Source organism: Cryobacterium sp. Y62 (genome assembly GCF_002929785.1).
GTDB lineage: Bacteria > Actinomycetota > Actinomycetes > Actinomycetales > Microbacteriaceae > Cryobacterium.
Genome location: NZ_PJJK01000116.1, coordinates 113,478 through 130,401, shown reverse-complemented (window position 1 = coordinate 130,401; position 16,924 = coordinate 113,478). Strand labels below are relative to the sequence as shown.

The 16,924-nt window shown below is 62.2% G+C and carries 24 protein-coding genes and 1 tRNA gene; 18 read left to right on the top strand and 7 right to left on the bottom strand.

The window, feature by feature from the left end; all coding sequences use genetic code 11:
- Positions 1-57: 57 nt before the first annotated feature.
- The 4 genes from CXY71_RS15625 to CXY71_RS15610 all read right to left on the bottom strand — a co-directional run bounded on the left by CXY71_RS15625 (position 58) and on the right by CXY71_RS15610 (position 4,658).
- Positions 58-1,245 (bottom strand): TerC family protein, encoded by a 1,188-nt coding sequence (locus CXY71_RS15625; RefSeq protein WP_104137341.1) that lies wholly within the window; start codon positions 1,243-1,245, stop codon positions 58-60.
- A gap of 125 nt (positions 1,246-1,370) precedes the next feature.
- Positions 1,371-2,897: a CYTH and CHAD domain-containing protein gene (locus CXY71_RS15620; RefSeq protein ID WP_104137339.1), complete on the bottom strand. Its 1,527-nt coding sequence runs from the start codon at positions 2,895-2,897 to the stop codon at positions 1,371-1,373.
- A 39-nt stretch (positions 2,898-2,936) separates the two neighbouring features.
- Positions 2,937-4,100 carry a globin domain-containing protein gene (locus CXY71_RS15615; RefSeq protein WP_104137336.1) on the bottom strand — a complete coding sequence of 388 codons (1,164 nt, stop codon included), beginning with the start codon at positions 4,098-4,100 and terminating at the stop codon, positions 2,937-2,939.
- 114 nt (positions 4,101-4,214) lie between these two features.
- A complete protein-coding gene (locus CXY71_RS15610) occupies positions 4,215-4,658 on the bottom strand; it encodes an Rrf2 family transcriptional regulator (RefSeq protein WP_104137333.1) in 444 nt (147 codons plus the stop codon).
- A gap of 52 nt (positions 4,659-4,710) precedes the next feature.
- On the opposite strand from CXY71_RS15610, the gene CXY71_RS15605 reads away from it, so the two are divergent.
- Positions 4,711-5,454 carry a trimeric intracellular cation channel family protein gene (locus CXY71_RS15605; RefSeq protein ID WP_233198408.1) on the top strand — a complete coding sequence of 248 codons (744 nt, stop codon included), beginning with the start codon at positions 4,711-4,713 and terminating at the stop codon, positions 5,452-5,454.
- 131 nt (positions 5,455-5,585) lie between these two features.
- Here the strand turns inward: CXY71_RS15605 and CXY71_RS15600 are convergent, their stop codons facing one another.
- Positions 5,586-6,410: an inositol monophosphatase family protein gene (locus tag CXY71_RS15600; RefSeq protein ID WP_104137327.1), complete on the bottom strand. Its 825-nt coding sequence runs from the start codon at positions 6,408-6,410 to the stop codon at positions 5,586-5,588.
- A gap of 125 nt (positions 6,411-6,535) precedes the next feature.
- Here CXY71_RS15600 and CXY71_RS15595 point away from each other — a divergent pair.
- Positions 6,536-6,608 (top strand) — tRNA-Lys (locus CXY71_RS15595).
- Positions 6,609-6,688: 80 nt separating this feature from the next.
- Here the strand turns inward: CXY71_RS15595 and CXY71_RS15590 are convergent.
- Together CXY71_RS15590 and CXY71_RS15585 are read right to left on the bottom strand one after the other, a co-directional pair.
- Complete coding sequence (locus CXY71_RS15590) at positions 6,689-7,822, bottom strand: tyrosine-type recombinase/integrase (RefSeq protein ID WP_104137324.1); 1,134 nt, start codon at positions 7,820-7,822, stop codon at positions 6,689-6,691.
- A gap of 159 nt (positions 7,823-7,981) precedes the next feature.
- Complete coding sequence (locus CXY71_RS15585; protein WP_146072854.1) at positions 7,982-8,224, bottom strand: hypothetical protein; 243 nt, start codon at positions 8,222-8,224, stop codon at positions 7,982-7,984.
- Positions 8,225-8,319: 95 nt separating this feature from the next.
- Here CXY71_RS15585 and CXY71_RS15580 point away from each other — a divergent pair, with 95 nt between their 5' ends.
- The 16 genes from CXY71_RS15580 to CXY71_RS15515 all read left to right on the top strand — a co-directional run bounded on the left by CXY71_RS15580 (position 8,320) and on the right by CXY71_RS15515 (position 16,923).
- The gene (locus tag CXY71_RS15580; RefSeq protein ID WP_104137318.1) at positions 8,320-8,556 is read left to right on the top strand and encodes a helix-turn-helix domain-containing protein; all 237 of its coding nucleotides are present in this window, start codon (positions 8,320-8,322) and stop codon (positions 8,554-8,556) included.
- On the top strand, positions 8,556-8,750 hold the full coding sequence (locus CXY71_RS15575; RefSeq protein WP_104137315.1) for a helix-turn-helix domain-containing protein: 195 nt from the start codon (positions 8,556-8,558) through the stop codon (positions 8,748-8,750). The genes CXY71_RS15580 and CXY71_RS15575 overlap by 1 nt, the downstream gene beginning before the upstream one ends.
- Positions 8,747-9,502: a phage antirepressor KilAC domain-containing protein gene (locus CXY71_RS15570; protein WP_104137312.1), complete on the top strand. Its 756-nt coding sequence runs from the start codon at positions 8,747-8,749 to the stop codon at positions 9,500-9,502. Before CXY71_RS15575 ends, CXY71_RS15570 begins: the two co-directional genes overlap by 4 nt.
- 405 nt (positions 9,503-9,907) lie before the next feature.
- Positions 9,908-10,174 carry a hypothetical protein gene (locus CXY71_RS15565; RefSeq protein ID WP_104137308.1) on the top strand — a complete coding sequence of 89 codons (267 nt, stop codon included), beginning with the start codon at positions 9,908-9,910 and terminating at the stop codon, positions 10,172-10,174.
- A gap of 159 nt (positions 10,175-10,333) precedes the next feature.
- Positions 10,334-10,495, top strand: coding sequence for a hypothetical protein (locus CXY71_RS21205; protein WP_158253129.1), 162 nt, complete (start codon positions 10,334-10,336; stop codon positions 10,493-10,495).
- Entirely contained in the window at positions 10,492-11,748 is a 1,257-nt protein-coding gene (locus CXY71_RS15560; protein WP_104137306.1) for a hypothetical protein, read from the top strand. Before CXY71_RS21205 ends, CXY71_RS15560 begins: the two co-directional genes overlap by 4 nt.
- The gene (locus CXY71_RS15555; RefSeq protein WP_104137303.1) at positions 11,745-12,068 is read left to right on the top strand and encodes a hypothetical protein; all 324 of its coding nucleotides are present in this window, start codon (positions 11,745-11,747) and stop codon (positions 12,066-12,068) included. Before CXY71_RS15560 ends, CXY71_RS15555 begins: the two co-directional genes overlap by 4 nt.
- Positions 12,069-12,225: 157 nt before the next feature.
- Positions 12,226-12,897: a hypothetical protein gene (locus CXY71_RS15550; protein ID WP_146072853.1), complete on the top strand. Its 672-nt coding sequence runs from the start codon at positions 12,226-12,228 to the stop codon at positions 12,895-12,897.
- Entirely contained in the window at positions 12,894-13,934 is a 1,041-nt protein-coding gene (locus CXY71_RS15545; protein WP_104137296.1) for a hypothetical protein, read from the top strand. The genes CXY71_RS15550 and CXY71_RS15545 overlap by 4 nt, the downstream gene beginning before the upstream one ends.
- Positions 13,927-14,292: a hypothetical protein gene (locus CXY71_RS15540; protein WP_104137293.1), complete on the top strand. Its 366-nt coding sequence runs from the start codon at positions 13,927-13,929 to the stop codon at positions 14,290-14,292. Before CXY71_RS15545 ends, CXY71_RS15540 begins: the two co-directional genes overlap by 8 nt.
- Positions 14,289-14,885: a hypothetical protein gene (locus CXY71_RS20755; protein ID WP_146072852.1), complete on the top strand. Its 597-nt coding sequence runs from the start codon at positions 14,289-14,291 to the stop codon at positions 14,883-14,885. Before CXY71_RS15540 ends, CXY71_RS20755 begins: the two co-directional genes overlap by 4 nt.
- Entirely contained in the window at positions 14,882-15,292 is a 411-nt protein-coding gene (locus CXY71_RS15535; protein WP_104137290.1) for a hypothetical protein, read from the top strand. The genes CXY71_RS20755 and CXY71_RS15535 overlap by 4 nt, the downstream gene beginning before the upstream one ends.
- Positions 15,289-15,735 (top strand): HNH endonuclease, encoded by a 447-nt coding sequence (locus CXY71_RS15530; RefSeq protein WP_104137287.1) that lies wholly within the window; start codon positions 15,289-15,291, stop codon positions 15,733-15,735. The genes CXY71_RS15535 and CXY71_RS15530 overlap by 4 nt, the downstream gene beginning before the upstream one ends.
- Positions 15,716-16,078 carry a hypothetical protein gene (locus CXY71_RS22160; protein WP_104137284.1) on the top strand — a complete coding sequence of 121 codons (363 nt, stop codon included), beginning with the start codon at positions 15,716-15,718 and terminating at the stop codon, positions 16,076-16,078. Before CXY71_RS15530 ends, CXY71_RS22160 begins: the two co-directional genes overlap by 20 nt.
- 183 nt (positions 16,079-16,261) lie before the next feature.
- Positions 16,262-16,447: a hypothetical protein gene (locus CXY71_RS15520; RefSeq protein WP_104137281.1), complete on the top strand. Its 186-nt coding sequence runs from the start codon at positions 16,262-16,264 to the stop codon at positions 16,445-16,447.
- A complete protein-coding gene (locus CXY71_RS15515; RefSeq protein WP_104137278.1) occupies positions 16,444-16,923 on the top strand; it encodes a hypothetical protein in 480 nt (159 codons plus the stop codon). The genes CXY71_RS15520 and CXY71_RS15515 overlap by 4 nt, the downstream gene beginning before the upstream one ends.
- The last annotated feature ends 1 nt before the right edge of the window (position 16,924 follow it).

Here is a 16,924-nt window from a genome sequence, read left to right as displayed (position 1 = left end):
CCCGCGCCCACTTGCTGTCAACAGCGAGCTCGGCGAAGTTAGGCGCTCCGGCGCGCTCTACCGGGCCAGATAGTCATCGTGCTGCCGGTGCGCCTCAGCTACCTGCTCTCGGATGCGGTCGATGTCCTTGGCCTTGTTGCGGTATTTCAGGTCCATGGCCAGAACCTGTTCTTCTTCCTCGGTCAGCATTCGGTAGATCCGTTCGCGTTCGGCCAGATCAGCGGTGTAATCCAGATCGAGGTAGCTGACCGCGTGGCGACGCGCGTTGTTGATGGAGGTTTGGGCTTTACCCGCCTTGCTCAGCAGCGAGGCCACGACGGTGATCGTGAGTGCTCCGATGATGACGCTCAGGGACAGCCCCGTGCTGATTTCCACGACCGGGACCGGTTCACCGCCGTTGATGAACGGCAGATTGTTCTCGTGGAGCGCGTGGAGCACCAGCTTGACGCCGATGAACGCCAGGACGAACGCGAGGCCGTACGAGAGGTAGATCAGCCGGTCCAGGAGCCCGTCGATCAGAAAGTACAGCTGGCGCAGTCCCATCAGCGAGAACGCGGTCGCGGTAAAGACGATGTAGACGTTCTGGGTCAGCCCGAAGATCGCGGGAATGGAGTCCAATGCGAACAGGATGTCCGTACCGCCGATCGCCACCATGACCAACAGCATGGGCGTCAGTGCCCTCTTGCCTTCGTGCATGGTGAACAGCTTGTCGCCGTCGTAGTGCTCGGTGGTGTGAAAGCTCCGTTTGGCCAGGCGGATCATGAAATTATCCGCTTGGTTATCGCCGTGTGCTTCGGGCTTGAGCAGATTACCCGCCGTAATCAGCAGAATCAGACCGAAAATGTAGAATACCCAGGCGAAGGAATTGATCAGCGCCGCGCCCAGAAAGATGAACCCGGTGCGAGCGATCAGGGAGAAGACGATGCCGAACAGCAGCACCTTTTGCTGGTCCTCGCGGGGGACTCGGAAGCTCGCCATGATGATCAGGAAGACAAACAGGTTGTCCACGGACAGCGCCTTCTCTGTGATGTAGCCGGCGAAGTATTCCGATCCCATCGTGCTGCCGCCAAAGAACAAGACCAGGATGCCGAAGAGGATGGCCAGGCCGACGTAGATGGAGGACCACAGGGCGGCTTCCTTCAGCGCGGGAACGTGCGCCTTGCGAATATGAAAGAAGTAGTCGAAGGCGAGCAAAGCCAGGATGACAACGATGGTGATGACCCAGATGAGGGGTGAAACAGTCATGAACTCTGCTTTCCTAAGGTGGCGGCAGCGAGCCTAGCCCAGTTGCGGTGTGTTGCGTGACTCTTGGCGGCAAAATGGCGGCTTGCGTTTTCCCTACGTTAACCGTTTCGTCCGTGCCCGGGCAATCACGGGCGATTCTTCCACGACTTCCAAAACTTCGACTCCACTTCGGCTGCCTTCTGCTGCTCCAGGGCGTGCAGGCGACCGTAGCTGAAGGTGTTTTCGCCGCGTAAGTAGGCGTCGACCGCGCCGCGCTTGAGCAGACGCTCGCGGGCGATGACGCTGTCGTGCTGGTCGCCGAGAATAGTCTGGAGTTTCTGGGCGAACGCACTGACCGCAAAGGCGCGCTTGCGGCTGAGCGGATGCGTCGTCTCGGCCGCATAGCGCAGCCGCTTGGCTCGTTTGCGCACCTTGTGCAGGGCGAGGTCGCGTTCGGCTCCCGGCACTGTCTTGGTGGCGGCTCGCACCGCACGGCGCAGTTTCTTCCATTCCCTATTTATCAGTGCCGGCACGACTGTGCGTGCTTCCTGCCTGGCCACGCCCGTGAATGGTGGTGAGGTCACGAGCGCCGCGAGGGCATCGAGCAGCCGAAAGTAACGGTGGCTGTTGAGGGCAGTCAGGAGCGCGTGATACACCGTGTCGGTGTCCGTATTGGCGCGACTGCCGAGGCGCTGGCGAATCGGGCCGAGCAGCAGCCCCTCAGGTTCGCGGTCGAGGTGGCCGGTGAAGCGGCGCTGCAGCACCTCTTCGTCGCGCGAGCCGCCCAGAACGGTCGCGAGCCAGGCGAGTTCGCTGCGCAGGTGTGGCACCACGGTCGCATCGAGCAGGGAGTGATAGGTGGCGAGAACCGAGCGCAGCCGACGAGTGGCGACGCGCATGGCGTGCACGCTTTTGGCCGTTGTCTGCCGCACGTGTGGATCTTGGGTGCGCAGCACCTCGTACTGTTCGTGCAGGCTCAGTACCAATACGTCGCCGGCCCACCCGGAAGACCGGGGCCGACGGGGCACCGCACCTAGCTGGCCGGCTTGATCGGGAAATCGGTCGCCGAGCGCGCGCGCCAGCGTTGAGGCATGCAGCGATAAGTGGACGCCGCTCGACGCGAGCAGGGACTCCCCGGCGTAGAGCAGGTCGTTCGGACCATCCACGAGTTCGAGCTCCCATTCACGCCAACCCGCCAGGGCCGGATCGGGGGTGAGGCGCTCGGCCTGAACGTGGTCGTCGCAGAACACCGCGAGGGTATCGCCGCCCACGCCGATCAGGGCATGCACCACCCGCTTGGTGTTCAGTCGGGCCACGGGAACGAGTGGAGCGTCCCGCACGTGAAACCGCACGAGCTGGGCGAGCGACTCGGGGACGGTATCCGCTTCATCGAGTGTGTGCTTGCCCAGCGGTGCGTGGATTTCGCGTCGGCGCCCGGCCGTAAGCGGCAGTTTCAGGTGCCACCCGGCGTCATCGCCGCCGGTGCGGCGACGCAGGGTGACGTGTTGGGCGGCCAGCACGAGGTCGGCCGTGTCGAAGTAGATGGCCTCGAGATCATGGGTGACCGGCGCGGCAATCATCTGCACCCCGGGAAGATCGTATAAGCGGGGCAGCAGCGTCGTTTCGTCGACGTCAAACTTGAGCTCGGTCTCGATGCCGCCGTTAGTATCCACGACTCAGCCTAGCGCGGGACCCGCGCCAGGCTGCCGAGGTCAGGCGTTGGCGAGCCAGAGGTCGGGGCCGAAGATCTCGTAGTGGATGCGGTCGGCCGGTATGCCGGACTGCAGCGCCTGGGAGCGCAGGCTGCGCATGAACGGGAGCGGACCGCAAAGGTATACCGAGGCATCCTCCGGGATGGTCACGTTCTCCAGCGACATGAAGCCCTCGTGGTAGCCCTCGCTCGGGATCTCCAGCCAGAGCTCGAGTTCGGCCGCCTCCAGCAAGGCGACGTCCTCGTTCATCTGGTCGCGCAGCGCCCAGCGCTCGAGGTTGCTCTCGGCGTGCAGCACACGCACCGCACGCTTCGAGCCAGAGTCGACCAGGGAACGCAAAATGGAGGCGCTGGGCGTGCAGCCGATTCCGGCCGAGGCCAGGATCAACGGGCCGGTGCCCGCATCGAGGGTGATGTCGCCGCACGGCACGGAGAGGATGAGCGTGTCGCCGACCTGCACATCGCGGTGCAGCACGGGGGAGACCTCCCCGTCGGCGTCGAGTTTGGTGGTGAAGACTCGGGTCGTGGCCGTGCCGGCCGAGAGCGAGTACTGACGCACCTGGCGGATACCGTCGGGCATGACGGCGGTTACGCTGACGTACTGGCCCGGCAGGGCGGGCGTCACGGGGGTGTCATCGGCCGGTTCGAGCGTGAACGTGACAGCGTCGGTTCCGGCCGCTTCTTTCTTCACGACGATCCAGGGGGCGAGCGGCTTGTCGCTGGCGAGTCCGGCGTAGAGGCCGTTCTCCATCTTGACCAAGGCGTGGGCCATCAGCCAGTAGACCTCGGTCCAGGCGGCGGCGATCTCGGCGGTGATGACGTCGCTGAGTTCGTCGGCGATAGCCTCGAACAGGTACTTGTAGACGATGTCGTACTGCTCGGGCTGAATATTGAGCGAGACGTGCTTGTGGGCGATGCGGGAGAGCATGGCCTCCGGCGTGATATCGGGGTTCGCCACCATATGGGTCGCGAAGACGGCGATGCTGCCGGCAAGGGCCTGCTGCTGCGTGCCGTTCTTCTGGTTGGAGCGGCTGAACAGCTCGTCGAATAGTTCGGGGTGAGCGGTGAGCATGCGGTTGTAGAAGTTCTTCGCGATCTGGGGCATCCGCTCGCCGACCAGCGGCAGGGTGGCTTCGATGAGGGGGAGAGACTGGGGCGAAAGCATAAATACTCCTTCTGCGTGGCGACGCCCGTTTGTGGGGTCTCTAGCAAAAGTAGCATTTCATATACCAGTTAAACGGATGTTTTCTACAAGTCGTAGAAATTAGGGACTTTAGTCCTATCGCACCAGACCGAGTTCGACCAGAACCGGTCCTCCCGGTTTTCCGTGTGGAAGAGCCGCGATGACGATGCCGTCGAGCTCGCGGTAGAAGGCTTCCCGCGCCCGACGCAGGGCGCCGCGGAGGCCGCATCCACTCAATAATGGGCAGGGGCCATTGGGCGAGTCGCACGCTGCCAGATCGGTGCGGGTATCGAGCTGGCGCAGGAGCGCCCCGACGGTGGCCTCGCGCCCGAGCATGTTGCTGCGGACACCGCCGGTGCGCCCCCGGATGACCTCGACCAGACCGAGCTCGCCGAGCCGCCTGATGGCCTTGGTGACATGGTTGTACGGCGTGCCGACCTCGGCGGCGACGACCCGTGAGGTGTAGGTGGCGCTCTCCGGCGCCGCTGCCAGCAGCATGACGACCCGCAGACACACGTCGGAAAAAGCGTTGATCCTCATTCCCTAACTGTAGGTGCGCGGCTCACACCCCGAGAGTAGGAGAATGGAGCAAGTGAACACTGAGTCGGAGACGCTGTTTGAGGTAATCCGCTTCGTGGACCTGGCAGGCGTGCTCGCCAACGCCATTCTCGGCGGCGTCGCCGCGCGCACCGCACGCCTCGACATTGTCGGCTTCGTGGTGCTCGCGATCATGAGTGGGCTTGGCGGCGGCATGATTCGCGACACGCTGCTGCAGCAGGGTACGCCGGCCGCTCTGCTCGACCCGGCCTACCTGATCTGCGCCATCCTCGGCGGGGTCATCGCCTACTTCGTGACTTTCAATGGTCGCTGGACCCGCCGCGTACTGCTGCTGCTCGACGCGCTCGCCGTGGGCTGTTGGTCGGCGGTCGGCGCGCAGAAGGCGCTCGAGGCTAATCTTGGCTGGCTCCCGGCGATTCTGCTCGGCATCATCACCGCAGTCGGCGGCGGTATGGTGCGGGACATCTCCCTGCTCAAGGTGCCGACGATCTTCGGCGGCAACACGCTCTATGCCACGAGCGCGTTGCTGGCGAGCACCGAAATGGTCATTCTGAGCAAGCTCGGTTTCGTCGCGATCGGCAGCGGGGTCGCAATTCTCAGCGGAGCTGCGCTGTCGCTGCTGGCCAAACGCTACGGCTGGATTCTGCCGACCGGGTACGCGCTGCGCATCCCGAAGCCGATTCTGCTGTTGAATCCTCGGGCCTGGCGGCAGCGCCGGCTCGATGCGCGCAACGCCCGCAACGGTTTATATCCCGACGATCCGGGTGCCGGTGTCTAGTTTTAGTGCTACCGGCAGCCGGTCGGGGTGGTTCGGCGGGCACCGGATGAGGTGTCTCGCTGTGAGGAGGGGACGCAAACCGCTCTTTCGGGCGCACTCTTCGGACGGTCCGGTCCGGTGAGTGGATGCCGTTAGGCCGGGTTGAGCACAGCGAGGGTTGCCGCGTGCAGCAGCCCGTTGGTGGCCAGGGCGCTGCCGTGCCATGGCCCCGACCGGCCGTCGACCGAGGTGAACGTGCCGCCGGCTTCTTGCACGATCGGGGCCAAGGCAGCCATATCGTAGGGCTGTAGGTCGAATTCGCCGGCGACGTCGAGGTGCCCTTCGGCGAGCAGCATGTACGACCACATGTCGCCATAGGCGCGGGTGCGCCAGACCTGGCGCGACAGCGTGATGAGTTCATCGAGGTGACCGGCCGCGTCCCACTGCTGCAGGCTGCCATAACTGATGGATGCCTCGGCGAGCGTCTCGATGCCGGAGACGTGCAGGCGGGTGGGAGCGGCATCCGTTTCTCTGCTGTCGGCGGCGCTCGTATCGCTCGACCAGGCGCCGCTGCCGGTTGCGGCCCACCAGCGTTTGCCGAGCGCGGGGGCGCTGACCACGCCGAGCACGGGGACGCCGTCGATGGCGAGGGCGATGAGGGTGGCCCAGATCGGGATGCCGCGGAGGAACCCGGCGGTCCCGTCGATCGGGTCGATGATCCATTGGTGCGTGGTCGATCCGGCCGTGCCGAATTCCTCGCCGAGAATGCCGTCATCGGGGCGCCGTTCAGCCAGCAGGTCGCGGATGGCGCGCTCGACCGCCCGGTCGGCATCCGTCACCGGGGTGCGGTCGGGTTTGGTGGTGACGACGAGATCAAGGGCTGAGAAGCGGGCACGGGAGATCAAATCGGCAGCATCGGCGAGGACAAGAGCCAGCTGCAGGTCGTCTGAAAGGGCGTAGTTTCGCGGTTCGGTCACGGGTTCAAGGATAGTAATTTCAGGAGCGGATGCTGGTCACCGCCGCTTTTTCGCCTCGATTGGCATCCTGCCCTCCTAGGGTGTTAGGGTTACACGTTGCCGCGGGTTGTTCCGCTGTTTTATATGCACCTCTAGCTCAATTGGCAGAGCAACTGACTCTTAATCAGTGGGTTCCCGGTTCAAGTCCGGGGGGGTGCACAATAGAAGGCCTGGTCAGACAGTTGATCAGGCCATTTTTTTATGCCCATTTGAGTCAATCGCGGTGCGAAATTCGCCACTTACTCGCGACTTTCAAACATGCCTTCAATGACTCCTGCAAAGTCCGCAACCTCCCGCTGGCGCTCCACGTAATACTTCACAGTAATGTCCGACGAGCCGTGACCAAGCTGCGCCTGAGCCGCCTCGATACCGACCTGCTTGTCCAGATGGGTCGCTACTGCCTTGCGGAAATCCCGGGGAGTCTTGCCCTCGTAGATGGTCCCGTCGATTGCCTGACGCCACTGTCGCCGAGAGTTGTTGGGCCAGCGGTAGGTGCCGGTGCTAGACGGGAAAACCATAGGGTAGACGGATTCGACACGGCGCTGCGTGAGCATGCCCAGCACGGTAGCCGGCAGCGTCAGTCCGCGGTGGCCTGCCTCGGATTTTGGGTGTGCCTGGCGCTGTAACTTCCCGGTTACGTCGTGCACCACGAGCGTCCCTGTGATCCTGAGCACGCCCGTATCGACTTCAACGTCTTCCCATCGGATCGCGAGCGCCTCACCCTGACGGCATCCGGTAGCCATCAAGAGCATGCTGAGCTCGTGCAGCTCTGACGTGTGGTCTGAATCGTAGGCAACGAACAGCGACCGCATGGCGTGGATATCCGAAATCGCGATCACCCTCACCTCGCGTCTCTTTGGGCTGATCGACATCGTCTCCTTGACAGGATTGCGACTGACCGCGCCTTGGCGCGTAGCTAATGCGAACATCTGAAGTAGAACCGTGCGCGCCGTCCGCGCGGCTGTAGGCGTAACCATGAGCCCTTTGAGGAATCGGTCGAGCCGGGGGATTGTCGCCTCTCTCAAGCGAACCTCACCGATGCCGGGAACGATCTTGCTCCGGATGCTACTGCGGTAGGTCGTGAGTGTTCCCGCTACGGTCTCCTTGATCTTGAGTTCTTCGATCCACTTCCCGGCCAGTTCTTCGATGGTTGATTCGGGGGACAAGAGGTCGCCTCCCGTTTGCTCTGCGATCTTGGCCTTGAGTGCTTTCTCGAGAATGCGTGCGGCCTCAGGCTCGCTGCGGCCGTTCCGCTGCATTCTGCTCCGGCGCCCGGTGGAGTTGCGGTAGTAGGCAGACGCCTGAGCCTGACCGTTTACGGTGCTGCGGGTGATCTTCCCCCACGCATCGAGGTCAAGAGGAGGTCTGGGCATAAGTCACTTCCATCATTGGGTAGACGGTGTCCGCGGTTCCCAATAGGCTCGAACGTATGTTCGGAAAGAGATAGGGGAATGACGTGGCAATGAATGCAAATTCGACATTGATACAGGCGATCGAAGAGGCTCGCCGGAACGGAGTGGCGCTCGAAGTCATCATTGCTCAAGTCGCTGCTTCGCTCGCTCCACAATGATGGTGACATCTAAGTTCAGTGCGCCGGCGATCTCCAAAAAGAATCCGAGCGGCATGGACCGCTCCTTTTTCAAATAGTTGCGCGTGGAGTCGTAGGGCTTGCCGAGTAGCGCGGCAAGCTGTTTCATGCTGATGCCCGATGCTCCGAGCTCGGCATTGATCTGGTCAATGATTGCGGACTGGAGCGCGTCATCTTCTTTGGTCATGAGCACCATCATATGGACTAAACGACCAATTGTCTATATGAAATTGGCCGTTTTTTAGGCTTGCGGTTGGTCATACGACCATATAACCTAGTCATATGACCATTCACAACACCGCGGCAGATGTAGCAGCACGCATCACGAAGGCCCGAAAAGATGCTGACCGAACCGGAATCTGGCTCTCCACGAACTCAGGGATCCCCGAGAAAACCCTGAGCCGCCGGTTCGCCGCTCCAGAACAATTCACGCTGGCAGAACTCAGTGCAATCGCCCGGGTTCTCAACTGCGATTTCGATGAAATTCTAAGCGGCAACACCACGGCACTGGCCATCTGATGTGTACCCTCCCAGCCGACTGGCTCAACGAGCACGACGTCGCAGTGAAGACCGGTATCAACGTTGAAACTCTTCGCGTGTGGCGCAAGACCAAAAAGCACATTCCCTTCTCGAAGATCGGGCGGCTCGTTCGCTACGACGATAAAGCCATTGACGCCTACATGAAGTCGCAAGAAGTGGCCGTGGCAGCATGACCGCCCTCGACATCTTCACCTACAGCGGCCAGCAGGTTAGAACCGTACTCATCGACGGCGAGCCGTGGTTCGTGGCCGGCGACGTGACCGCGATCCTCGGATTCCAGAACGGCCGCGCCGCCATTGCGAGACACACTGAGCCGGCGCAGCGAGGGGTGTCGCGTTTCGCTACATCCTCTGGCGACCAGGATTCCACGATTCTCAGTGATTCGGGCGTCTACCGCCTCATCATGCGCAGCAACACTGACGGGGCGATCGACTTCCAGAGATGGTTGACGGAAGTGGTCCTGCCCGCGATCCGCAAGACCGGCAGCTACTCCACCGCCCCTGCGCTCACCGAAGACCAGATCGTGCAGCAGGCGCTCACCATTCTCGTGGCGAAGACCGCGGCACTTGAATCGAAGGTCGCCGAGCTTGAGCCGGCAGCTACCGCTTGGGACGAACTCGCCTCTGCATCCGGCGACTATGAAGTCGCCGATGCGGCGAAGATCCTGGCGCGTGCTGGCATCGAGACCGGCCGTCAACGTCTATTCACTCAGATGCGCGACCTCGGATGGATTCTGCGCGGCGGTCACGGTAGCTGGAAGGCGTACCAATCGACAGTCGATAGCGGCTACCTCACCGAAAAGCCGGTGAAGCATTTCCATCCCAAGACGGGCGAGGTCGTTCTAGACCCGCCTCAGGTGCGCGTCACCGTCAAGGGGCTTGAGCGATTGCGTGTCCGGTTGGGCGCGCTGATCCTCACCCCTTAACACCCCTTCATTCTTTCCCCTCGCTCTGAGGGGAATCCGCCGGCGTGCCCCAGCGCAATGGTTCGACCGCAGGACCTGCGGATCTCCCTCGGTGGGGGTGCAAACCCAATCCTGTAGACGGACGGCATACCAGATGTCAATGCGCCGGAGCAGATCGAACAGAGAACGGAATCGGGCCGAACTGGCTAGGACCTCATCGCGGTGGATGGGGGGGAACCGTTATTGATCGGGAGCCTGACTGGCCGAGTGCGGTCTGGCTCTGCACAACACGGGGACTGGCCCGCATAACCCAGTCGGCGGCGCGTCCCTTGAGGAGTGTCCCGGGGTGGATCCGGGCGTCGCGCTCACCTAACGAAAACGACCCCCGAGGTTCAGTCGGGGGCCATGACACAGAAACGAGATCCAATGCCCAATCAGACTACCGGATACCGCAAGATTCCCAATCCGCACTGGATGGACGACGACCTCAGCCACCTCCCCAAGTTCGATGGCCGCCGCCCTTCATCCCCGTACCCGCCTGAACCGACGCATGGTTCGCAGATCATCATGAGCGACCGGCGCCAGCGAGTGGCGCGTCGTGCACGGCGCAAGCTGATCATGGAATGGCTGTTCGTCGGCCTCATCCTCGCCCTGCTCGTGGTGGGCGGCCGATTGATTGCGATCTGGTCGTGAACGCCTAATGGCTACCTCTGGCGAGAACGTCACCGTGAGCGTGACGTGGGTCACCTGCATCTGGTGTGGTCGCGAAGGTGCTGCCGATGTCGAGTTTGACGGCCCGAACTCAGTCGGCTTGTGGGACTGCCCGAAGTGCAACAAGCGGAACGTCGAGCTATGACCGTCTCGCGCTGGGTGCAGGTCCTGCTCGTGTTCGGCGTCATCTTCATTTTCATCGGGTGCTGGCTGCTCTGGCCTCTTCCCATCACCTTCCTCGGCTTTGCCTTCATGGCGCCGATGGTCGTACTCGCTTTCATCCAGCTAAGGAATATGCAATGACATCGCAGAAAATCGAAAAGATCACCGTTACCGACTTCATGGGGATCGAGGGAACGATCGAGATGTTCCCCACTGGTTACCTGCAGGTGATCGCCGGACCGAACGGGTCTGGCAAGTCCAGCTTCATGAGCGCCGTCGAGGAATGCTTCGACCCGGCCGGCACGAGGCTGATCCCGAACCCGGTGAACAACAAGGCCAAGCGCGCCCGGGTGGAGATACTGCTTACGGACGGCCGTATTGTCCGCGAATACCCGAAGGACGGACCCGGGACGCTCACGGCATACGCGCTGGACGGCGCCAAGTATCCCAGCGGGAAAGAGTTCGTTGCCGGTATCACTGGCGGCGTGCTGTTCGACCCGGTCGATTTCGTGAAACTCTCCGACAAGGAGCAGCGCCAAACGCTGCTGTCTAAGGTGACGCTGCCCTTCAATCTCGCCGAGATCGAAGCGAAACGCAAAGGGTTCTTCGACGGACGCACCGACAAGACACGCGAGGTGAAGCGCCTGGCTGCGCAGCTCGACGGATGCGCCCCGGCCGATGCGAGCGTGCCGGATGCCGAGGTGTCGGCGGCCTCGCTGTACGAGGAGATGGATGAGATCCGCAAGCACAACGTGGAGGTCGAGCGGCTCGCCGGCGCGCACGCCATCGCGACGAACGCCCGCATTGCGGCAGACCAGGCGGGCCGTGACGCTGCCGCTGCGCTCGACAAGGCACGTGCCGACCACAAAGCCGCCGCAGCTGCCGAGAAGATCGCCGCCGACGCCGCAATCGGGGAGGTCAAGTCACCGGATGCCGTCGCCGCGCAGCTGGCCAGCATCGACGAGACCAATGTGAAGGTGCGCGCACAGCTCACCCGGGCCGCCCTCGCCGCCGAGCTTGACGATCGCAGCGCCGAAGAGGCCGCGCTGACCGCGAGTATCGCCGACATTGACAAGGTGAAGGCTGACGGCCTTGCCGCCGCCGACTTCCCTGCAGGCCTCAGCGTGAGCGACGACGCGATCATGTTCGGCGACGTCACGTTCAAGCAGTTGAACACGGCCCGTCAGGATTCGATTGCTTTCGACCTGGCAACGAGCGGCAACCCGGACTTGAAGATCGTGGTGATGAAGTCGGGCAACGACCTCGATGACGTGAGTCTCGCGGCCGTGCAGAAGCTCGCCAATGAGCGCGGCTACTTCGTGCTCATGGAGCGGTACCGCGGCGACGCCGATGGTGTCGGCTTCCGCATCCAGACGGCAGAGGTGACCGCATGAGTAATCACAAGGCACTGGCCATTGAGGGTATCGAGAAGTCCGACATGGACGTGTCCCGTAATTGGGAGGCCATGACCGGCGAACTGAAATCGGACATGCTCGCCCTCGCTCAAGTCCACGCAACCCTCGCTCTCGCCGAGTCAGCAGACGCGCAAGTCGCTGCAATCAGAGCGCAGACGGAGCAGCTGCGGGTTGCCAACATGATCGCGTGGATCGTCAAGCTGAGCAGCCACCCCACGGACGGCGGCCAGCTTCACCCCGCCGACATAGACGACTTCGACGCCTTGATCGAACCAATCCGCAAGGGGCTGGGCCTGTGATCGTCGGCGCACGAGTCGTATTCACCGACTCATTCGGTGGCAACTCACACGACGGCCAGCGAGGAACGGTGCTCGAAGTCCGGGCGCAATCGGCGACGGTCCGGTTCGATGACGGAGTGGCTGACTGGGTTCGGAAAGACGAACTAGAGGTCGTGCAGTGACCCCCACAGAAGCACCTACTGGCCCCGCTGAGAATGACGTGCAGCGGGGCTTACTCGTCCCGCCATGGCATTCGCGCATTCTCGACGACGGAACGGACCGTGAGCGTTGGCTGGCGGCCCGCGCAAACGCCGTCATCGGTGCGAGTGACGCCGCCGGCTACGTGAAGGCATCATCCATCGAGGCCTACACAGCCGCGAAGTTGAAACCGTCGAGCTTCCACGGAAACGCCTACACCGAGGCGGGCCACGAATGGGAGCCGCGCCTGCTCGCATCTCGTGGCCTGCAGCAGAGCACGGTGCTGATTCATGCGCCCGGCGAAATGGGTTTCGGCGCCACACCCGACGCCATGAAATCCACGCCCGGAGGAATCATCCTCGGCGAGGCGAAGGTCAAGCACAACAAGATCGTGCACGGCCCGACGCCGCGAGAATTTCGACAGGTCGCCTGGCAGATGTTCTGTGCCGATTGGGACCGCGTCCTCTACACGGAGTTCGTGTGGGGCGAGGTCGTCAACGGCGAGCTACGAAACGGTGCGATCGAGCCGAAGCATCTGCGCATCTTCCCGAAGGACGTCGAGCACCTGCTGCAACCGATGATCGACATCGCAACCCCCGTGCTGGCGCGAGTTCGCGCCGCACTCAAATTCGCAAAGAAGCTTGAACTATGAGTACAGACGTGACCGTCTACAGAAACGAATCGCTCGAGGCTCGCATGGGCTACGCCCGCACGATGGCCAGCGCGGGCGACCTCATCCCCAAGGGCCTCTGGTCCAGCCCTGGCGGCGGTGTCCTCCCGGCGCCCTCACCCGGCAAAGTATTGCTCGTCATGGAGACGGGTGCGATGCTCGGCATTCACCCGGTGGCCGCACTGTCGGGCGTGAACATCATCGAAGGCAAACCGTCGATCAGCCCGGCGCTGATGTCAGCGCTCGTGCGTGGCGCCGGCCACACGCTGCGCGTCGTGACTGACGGAACGGTGGAGGGTGGTGACTTCACGGCCACCGCAACGCTCACCCGCTCCGACGACCTTGAGTTCACCTACAAGTCGACGTGGACCCCTCATCGGGCGATGCGCGCGGAGCTCTGCACGTACACGAAGGTCGGCGGCGTGTGGAAGGTATCAGCTACCGGGAAGGGCGGCGGCGTGAAGCCGTGGCAGGCCTATACCGAGAACATGTGCAAGTGGCGCGCTGTCGGCGAAGTGTGCGGCGAGGGCGCACAGGACGTGATCATGGGCATGCACACCCCTGATGAGATCGGCGGGCTCGTCACCGACGCCGGCGAAATGATCTCAACGGCCGACACTAAATCCGAACCTACAGAGGACTGGCTCGCGCTCATCGAGGCGACGGACGATAAGTACGACCTCTCAGTGCTGAGCCAGCGCATCCAAGGGTTCGAGGCTAAGGACGGCACACGAGTGCGCGACTCCGAGATGACTGAGGCGCTCCGCACGGCCATCATGACGCATGCCTCGACGCTCACGAAGGACTCGCGGGACATTCCCCCGCCGGCGGCCGAGTCAGCCGTCGTGCCCGAGCCGGATGAGAACGTCGTCGACGCGGAGGTCGTGCTCGACGACGAACCTGCCGAAGCACCTGCAGTCCCGGAACCCGAGCCCGAGGACGAAGAGTCCGAGCTGGCCAAGTACGAGCGCGAGAGCGCAGAGGAGTACGCCGCAGAGCAAGCCGTGACCGGTGCTTAGCGCGCAGCTACGACTCAACGAACACCTTGCTAAATGGGACGCAGAGATTCGTCGGTTCGACGCGGCCGTGCACGACTACGGCAAGTCAAAAGCTGGCTATGAGCACCGCGTCGCAATCGTGAAGATCACGGCAAAGAACTCTGTGGAGAAGGTCGCCGTGGCATGGCTCGACACTCTCGCAGATGCCGACGCGGAGGCGAACACCCTGCACCTGGAATATCGGGGATCAGAGGCCACTGTCGAGGCGATCAAGGCGCGGTTGCGTTGGTGCCAGGCGGTCGCTGATGCGCTCCGCTCTGAGGTGTCCACCGAACGCGCCGAGGCTCAGATTTACTCGCAGGACAGGAGCACCCCATGATCACCCACGGCCACCCCGCTGGCCACCAGGCAGGCTGTCGCGGCTCCGAATGCCCCAACTGGCACACGGACCTCATGACCTGCACCGAAGCTCACACGCGCTATCAAGGCGATTACACCTACCGGCTAGCAGTGGACGCAGGTACGGCGACGGCGGATAAGGAAACGTATCCGAAACCGGTTGCGCACATCGTCCTGGAGACGCCGGCTGCGGCGAAGAAACGGGCGACTCGAATCGTGACCGTCAAGGCTCACGCCGCCAAAGGGGGCAAGACCGGCCCTGTAGCTGCGCCGCGATTTCACGGCACGAAACGCATGGCGGATTACGGCTGCTCGGAAAACTGCCCGAACGAGGGCATGGAAGGCGGCACGTGTCGAGAGGCGCGCAGTCGCTATGAGAAGGAGCGCTACGCCGCCCGGAAAGCGGCAGGGACACTCTCGGCTCGCACCGTACCTGAGAATCCGAAATGGGTTCACGGCACAGCAGTGGGGGCCGATCGAGGCTGCACGGACAACTGTCCCGAATCACCGTCGTGCCTCGAAGTTCGGCGTGCATATCAGAACCGACGCAACGCAGAAAGGAACGCCGCATGATCGGAACTACCGGCGTCGAAGGCGGGTTCGTCCCGTTTGACGTGACCATGAAATTCGATTGGACGAGCCCGCCGCTGTCGATGAATGACAGCGTTGATCGATTCACGAAACGCAAGCGGATCAAGGACATTCGGTTGGCCGGCAAAATGGCCGCGACCGGGAAACGCATCCCCGATCTTGGCAAGTGCAGAGCGACGCTGACATGGTTCGTGACCGACCGAATACGGCGCGACGGTATCAACACGTGCGCGACCTTCAAGCCGTTATGTGACGGGCTGGTTGACGCTGGCGTTGTTCGCGACGACACCGCCGAATTCATGGACACACCAATGCCGACGATCGTCTGGCTCGATAAGAAGGCCGGGCACGTCGCGCACATGACGCTGCGAGTGGAGCGGATCGAATGATCCTCCCGAAGGTCCCGCGCCCCTCGAAGGCTGACGAGACAACGGCGTACGAGCTCGCCACGCTGCGAGATAACGCGACGTGCCAGATGTGCAAGAAGCCCGGCGAGGTCCAGCGGGATCACAGGCAGAACCGGCAGGGCGGCAACACGGTCGTGGAAAATCTGCAATGCCTGTGCCCGAGCTGCCACCTCTACAAGGGCGAGCATCCGCGCTGGGCTATCGATATGGGTTGGGCGGTTCCTCGATGGGCTGACCCGCTCGTATTCCCCGCTCGGCGCAGCGTTCACGGCGTCTTTGAGTGGGTCCAATACGACAACATCGGCGGGTGGAAAGTCATCACCGACGAGCAAGCGAAAGCGGCCAGGAGCGGAGACGAAAATCCACACATTTTTCTCTCAGAAATGAAAAAGGAGGCAAAAAACGATGTCGCTTCCGTGGTTTAGAGCGGACACAAATTTACCCACGCACGACAAAATTCTGAAACTCGTTGGAGTGTCACCGAAGGGCAAAGGTGCAGCGTTCGTTTACGTCTGCTCCATGGCCTACTCGGCAGGGCATGAGACCTCAGGATTCATCGCCAGAGCTGCTCTGCCATTCGTTCATGGGACTACCGCAGATGCCCGTCTTTTAGCGGAAGTGAGGCTGTGGGAAGTGGTCGAGGGTGGCTGGCAAATTCACAACTGGGGCACCCGAAATCTCGTCGGTGCGGAGTCTCAAGTGCTGCACGATATGGCGGTATCCAAGGGGAAAAAAGGAGCTGAAAAGCGATGGTCAGGAGACGGGTAAACACGCCGGGGCTATGGATTAGCTACATAGCTAAATCGGGTTTGGCTATGGCCCAGCTAATAGCACGTACGAACGGACGTACTTACGAACGGGCCAACCACCTACTTAATATCGGTTTCTGTTACGTAACGCGCACGAGAAAAGTGGGAATTTCTTCTCTCGATTGTGAAGCGGTGATGCCGAATGTTTGAGTCCGATCTGGACTTTGCCGCGTTCATGGCGACTCGCAACGTCGCGAAGGTTCGCAAAGAACGCTTCACGGAACGGATCGAGGTGTCCCTGGCTCGCGAGTACGACCACGACACACAGAAAAACCTGCTGCTCATCCGGGCGCAGGCGAAAGTAAGCATGGGAAAGAGCACGACATGAGCACGTCAAACGACAAGCCGAAGAGTTACGCCGACACGATCGCGCCCGCCCCGCACTGGGGAGACGACGGCATCACGGCGGATCAAGTCATCCGGTCTGCGCTGGTATCGTCACAGCATCAGCTCGAATGGATGCACGAGTCGATGCACGTCGACATGAAACTCGAACGCGGGACCGACGCCTACAAAGCGGCGGTCGCGAAGACGATGATCCACACGATGAACTTCATTACCCAGTCAATCGTCGCCGACCTGTTCAGCACGATCCAGCGGGTGGCCCCGGATGAGGCAGACGCCATCGCGTCCAACTTTGTGGATCACTCTGAATCGGGCGACTACTACCCGGAAGTGATCTGGGACTGGATGACCGCTCGTGGCATCGACCCCGAGCAAATCCGCACTGAAACCGCCGAAGAGATTGCGGCGAGCAAGACCACCGAACCCAACACGGCTGAGGCCGTAGAAACGAGTAACTAAC

What these genes read in the sequence shown, in the direction of transcription:
- CXY71_RS15585 (WP_146072854.1), bottom strand. Translation starts at nt 8,224, where the DNA reads ATGACCAAAGAAGATGACGCGCTCCAGTCCGCAATCATTGACCAGATC.
- CXY71_RS22160 (WP_104137284.1), top strand. Translation starts at nt 15,716, where the DNA reads ATGTCGCTTCCGTGGTTTAGAGCGGACACAAATTTACCCACGCACGAC.
- CXY71_RS15610 (WP_104137333.1), bottom strand. Translation starts at nt 4,658, where the DNA reads ATGAGGATCAACGCTTTTTCCGACGTGTGTCTGCGGGTCGTCATGCTG.
- CXY71_RS21205 (WP_158253129.1), top strand. Translation starts at nt 10,334, where the DNA reads ATGACCGTCTCGCGCTGGGTGCAGGTCCTGCTCGTGTTCGGCGTCATC.
- CXY71_RS15560 (WP_104137306.1), top strand. Translation starts at nt 10,492, where the DNA reads ATGACATCGCAGAAAATCGAAAAGATCACCGTTACCGACTTCATGGGG.
- CXY71_RS15520 (WP_104137281.1), top strand. Translation starts at nt 16,262, where the DNA reads ATGTTTGAGTCCGATCTGGACTTTGCCGCGTTCATGGCGACTCGCAAC.
- CXY71_RS15535 (WP_104137290.1), top strand. Translation starts at nt 14,882, where the DNA reads ATGATCGGAACTACCGGCGTCGAAGGCGGGTTCGTCCCGTTTGACGTG.
- CXY71_RS15555 (WP_104137303.1), top strand. Translation starts at nt 11,745, where the DNA reads ATGAGTAATCACAAGGCACTGGCCATTGAGGGTATCGAGAAGTCCGAC.
- CXY71_RS15590 (WP_104137324.1), bottom strand. Translation starts at nt 7,822, where the DNA reads ATGCCCAGACCTCCTCTTGACCTCGATGCGTGGGGGAAGATCACCCGC.
- CXY71_RS15580 (WP_104137318.1), top strand. Translation starts at nt 8,320, where the DNA reads ATGACCATTCACAACACCGCGGCAGATGTAGCAGCACGCATCACGAAG.
- CXY71_RS15530 (WP_104137287.1), top strand. Translation starts at nt 15,289, where the DNA reads ATGATCCTCCCGAAGGTCCCGCGCCCCTCGAAGGCTGACGAGACAACG.
- CXY71_RS15565 (WP_104137308.1), top strand. Translation starts at nt 9,908, where the DNA reads ATGCCCAATCAGACTACCGGATACCGCAAGATTCCCAATCCGCACTGG.
- CXY71_RS15545 (WP_104137296.1), top strand. Translation starts at nt 12,894, where the DNA reads ATGAGTACAGACGTGACCGTCTACAGAAACGAATCGCTCGAGGCTCGC.
- CXY71_RS15515 (WP_104137278.1), top strand. Translation starts at nt 16,444, where the DNA reads ATGAGCACGTCAAACGACAAGCCGAAGAGTTACGCCGACACGATCGCG.
- CXY71_RS15575 (WP_104137315.1), top strand. Translation starts at nt 8,556, where the DNA reads ATGTGTACCCTCCCAGCCGACTGGCTCAACGAGCACGACGTCGCAGTG.
- CXY71_RS15615 (WP_104137336.1), bottom strand. Translation starts at nt 4,100, where the DNA reads ATGCTTTCGCCCCAGTCTCTCCCCCTCATCGAAGCCACCCTGCCGCTG.
- CXY71_RS20755 (WP_146072852.1), top strand. Translation starts at nt 14,289, where the DNA reads ATGATCACCCACGGCCACCCCGCTGGCCACCAGGCAGGCTGTCGCGGC.
- CXY71_RS15625 (WP_104137341.1), bottom strand. Translation starts at nt 1,245, where the DNA reads ATGACTGTTTCACCCCTCATCTGGGTCATCACCATCGTTGTCATCCTG.
- CXY71_RS15570 (WP_104137312.1), top strand. Translation starts at nt 8,747, where the DNA reads ATGACCGCCCTCGACATCTTCACCTACAGCGGCCAGCAGGTTAGAACC.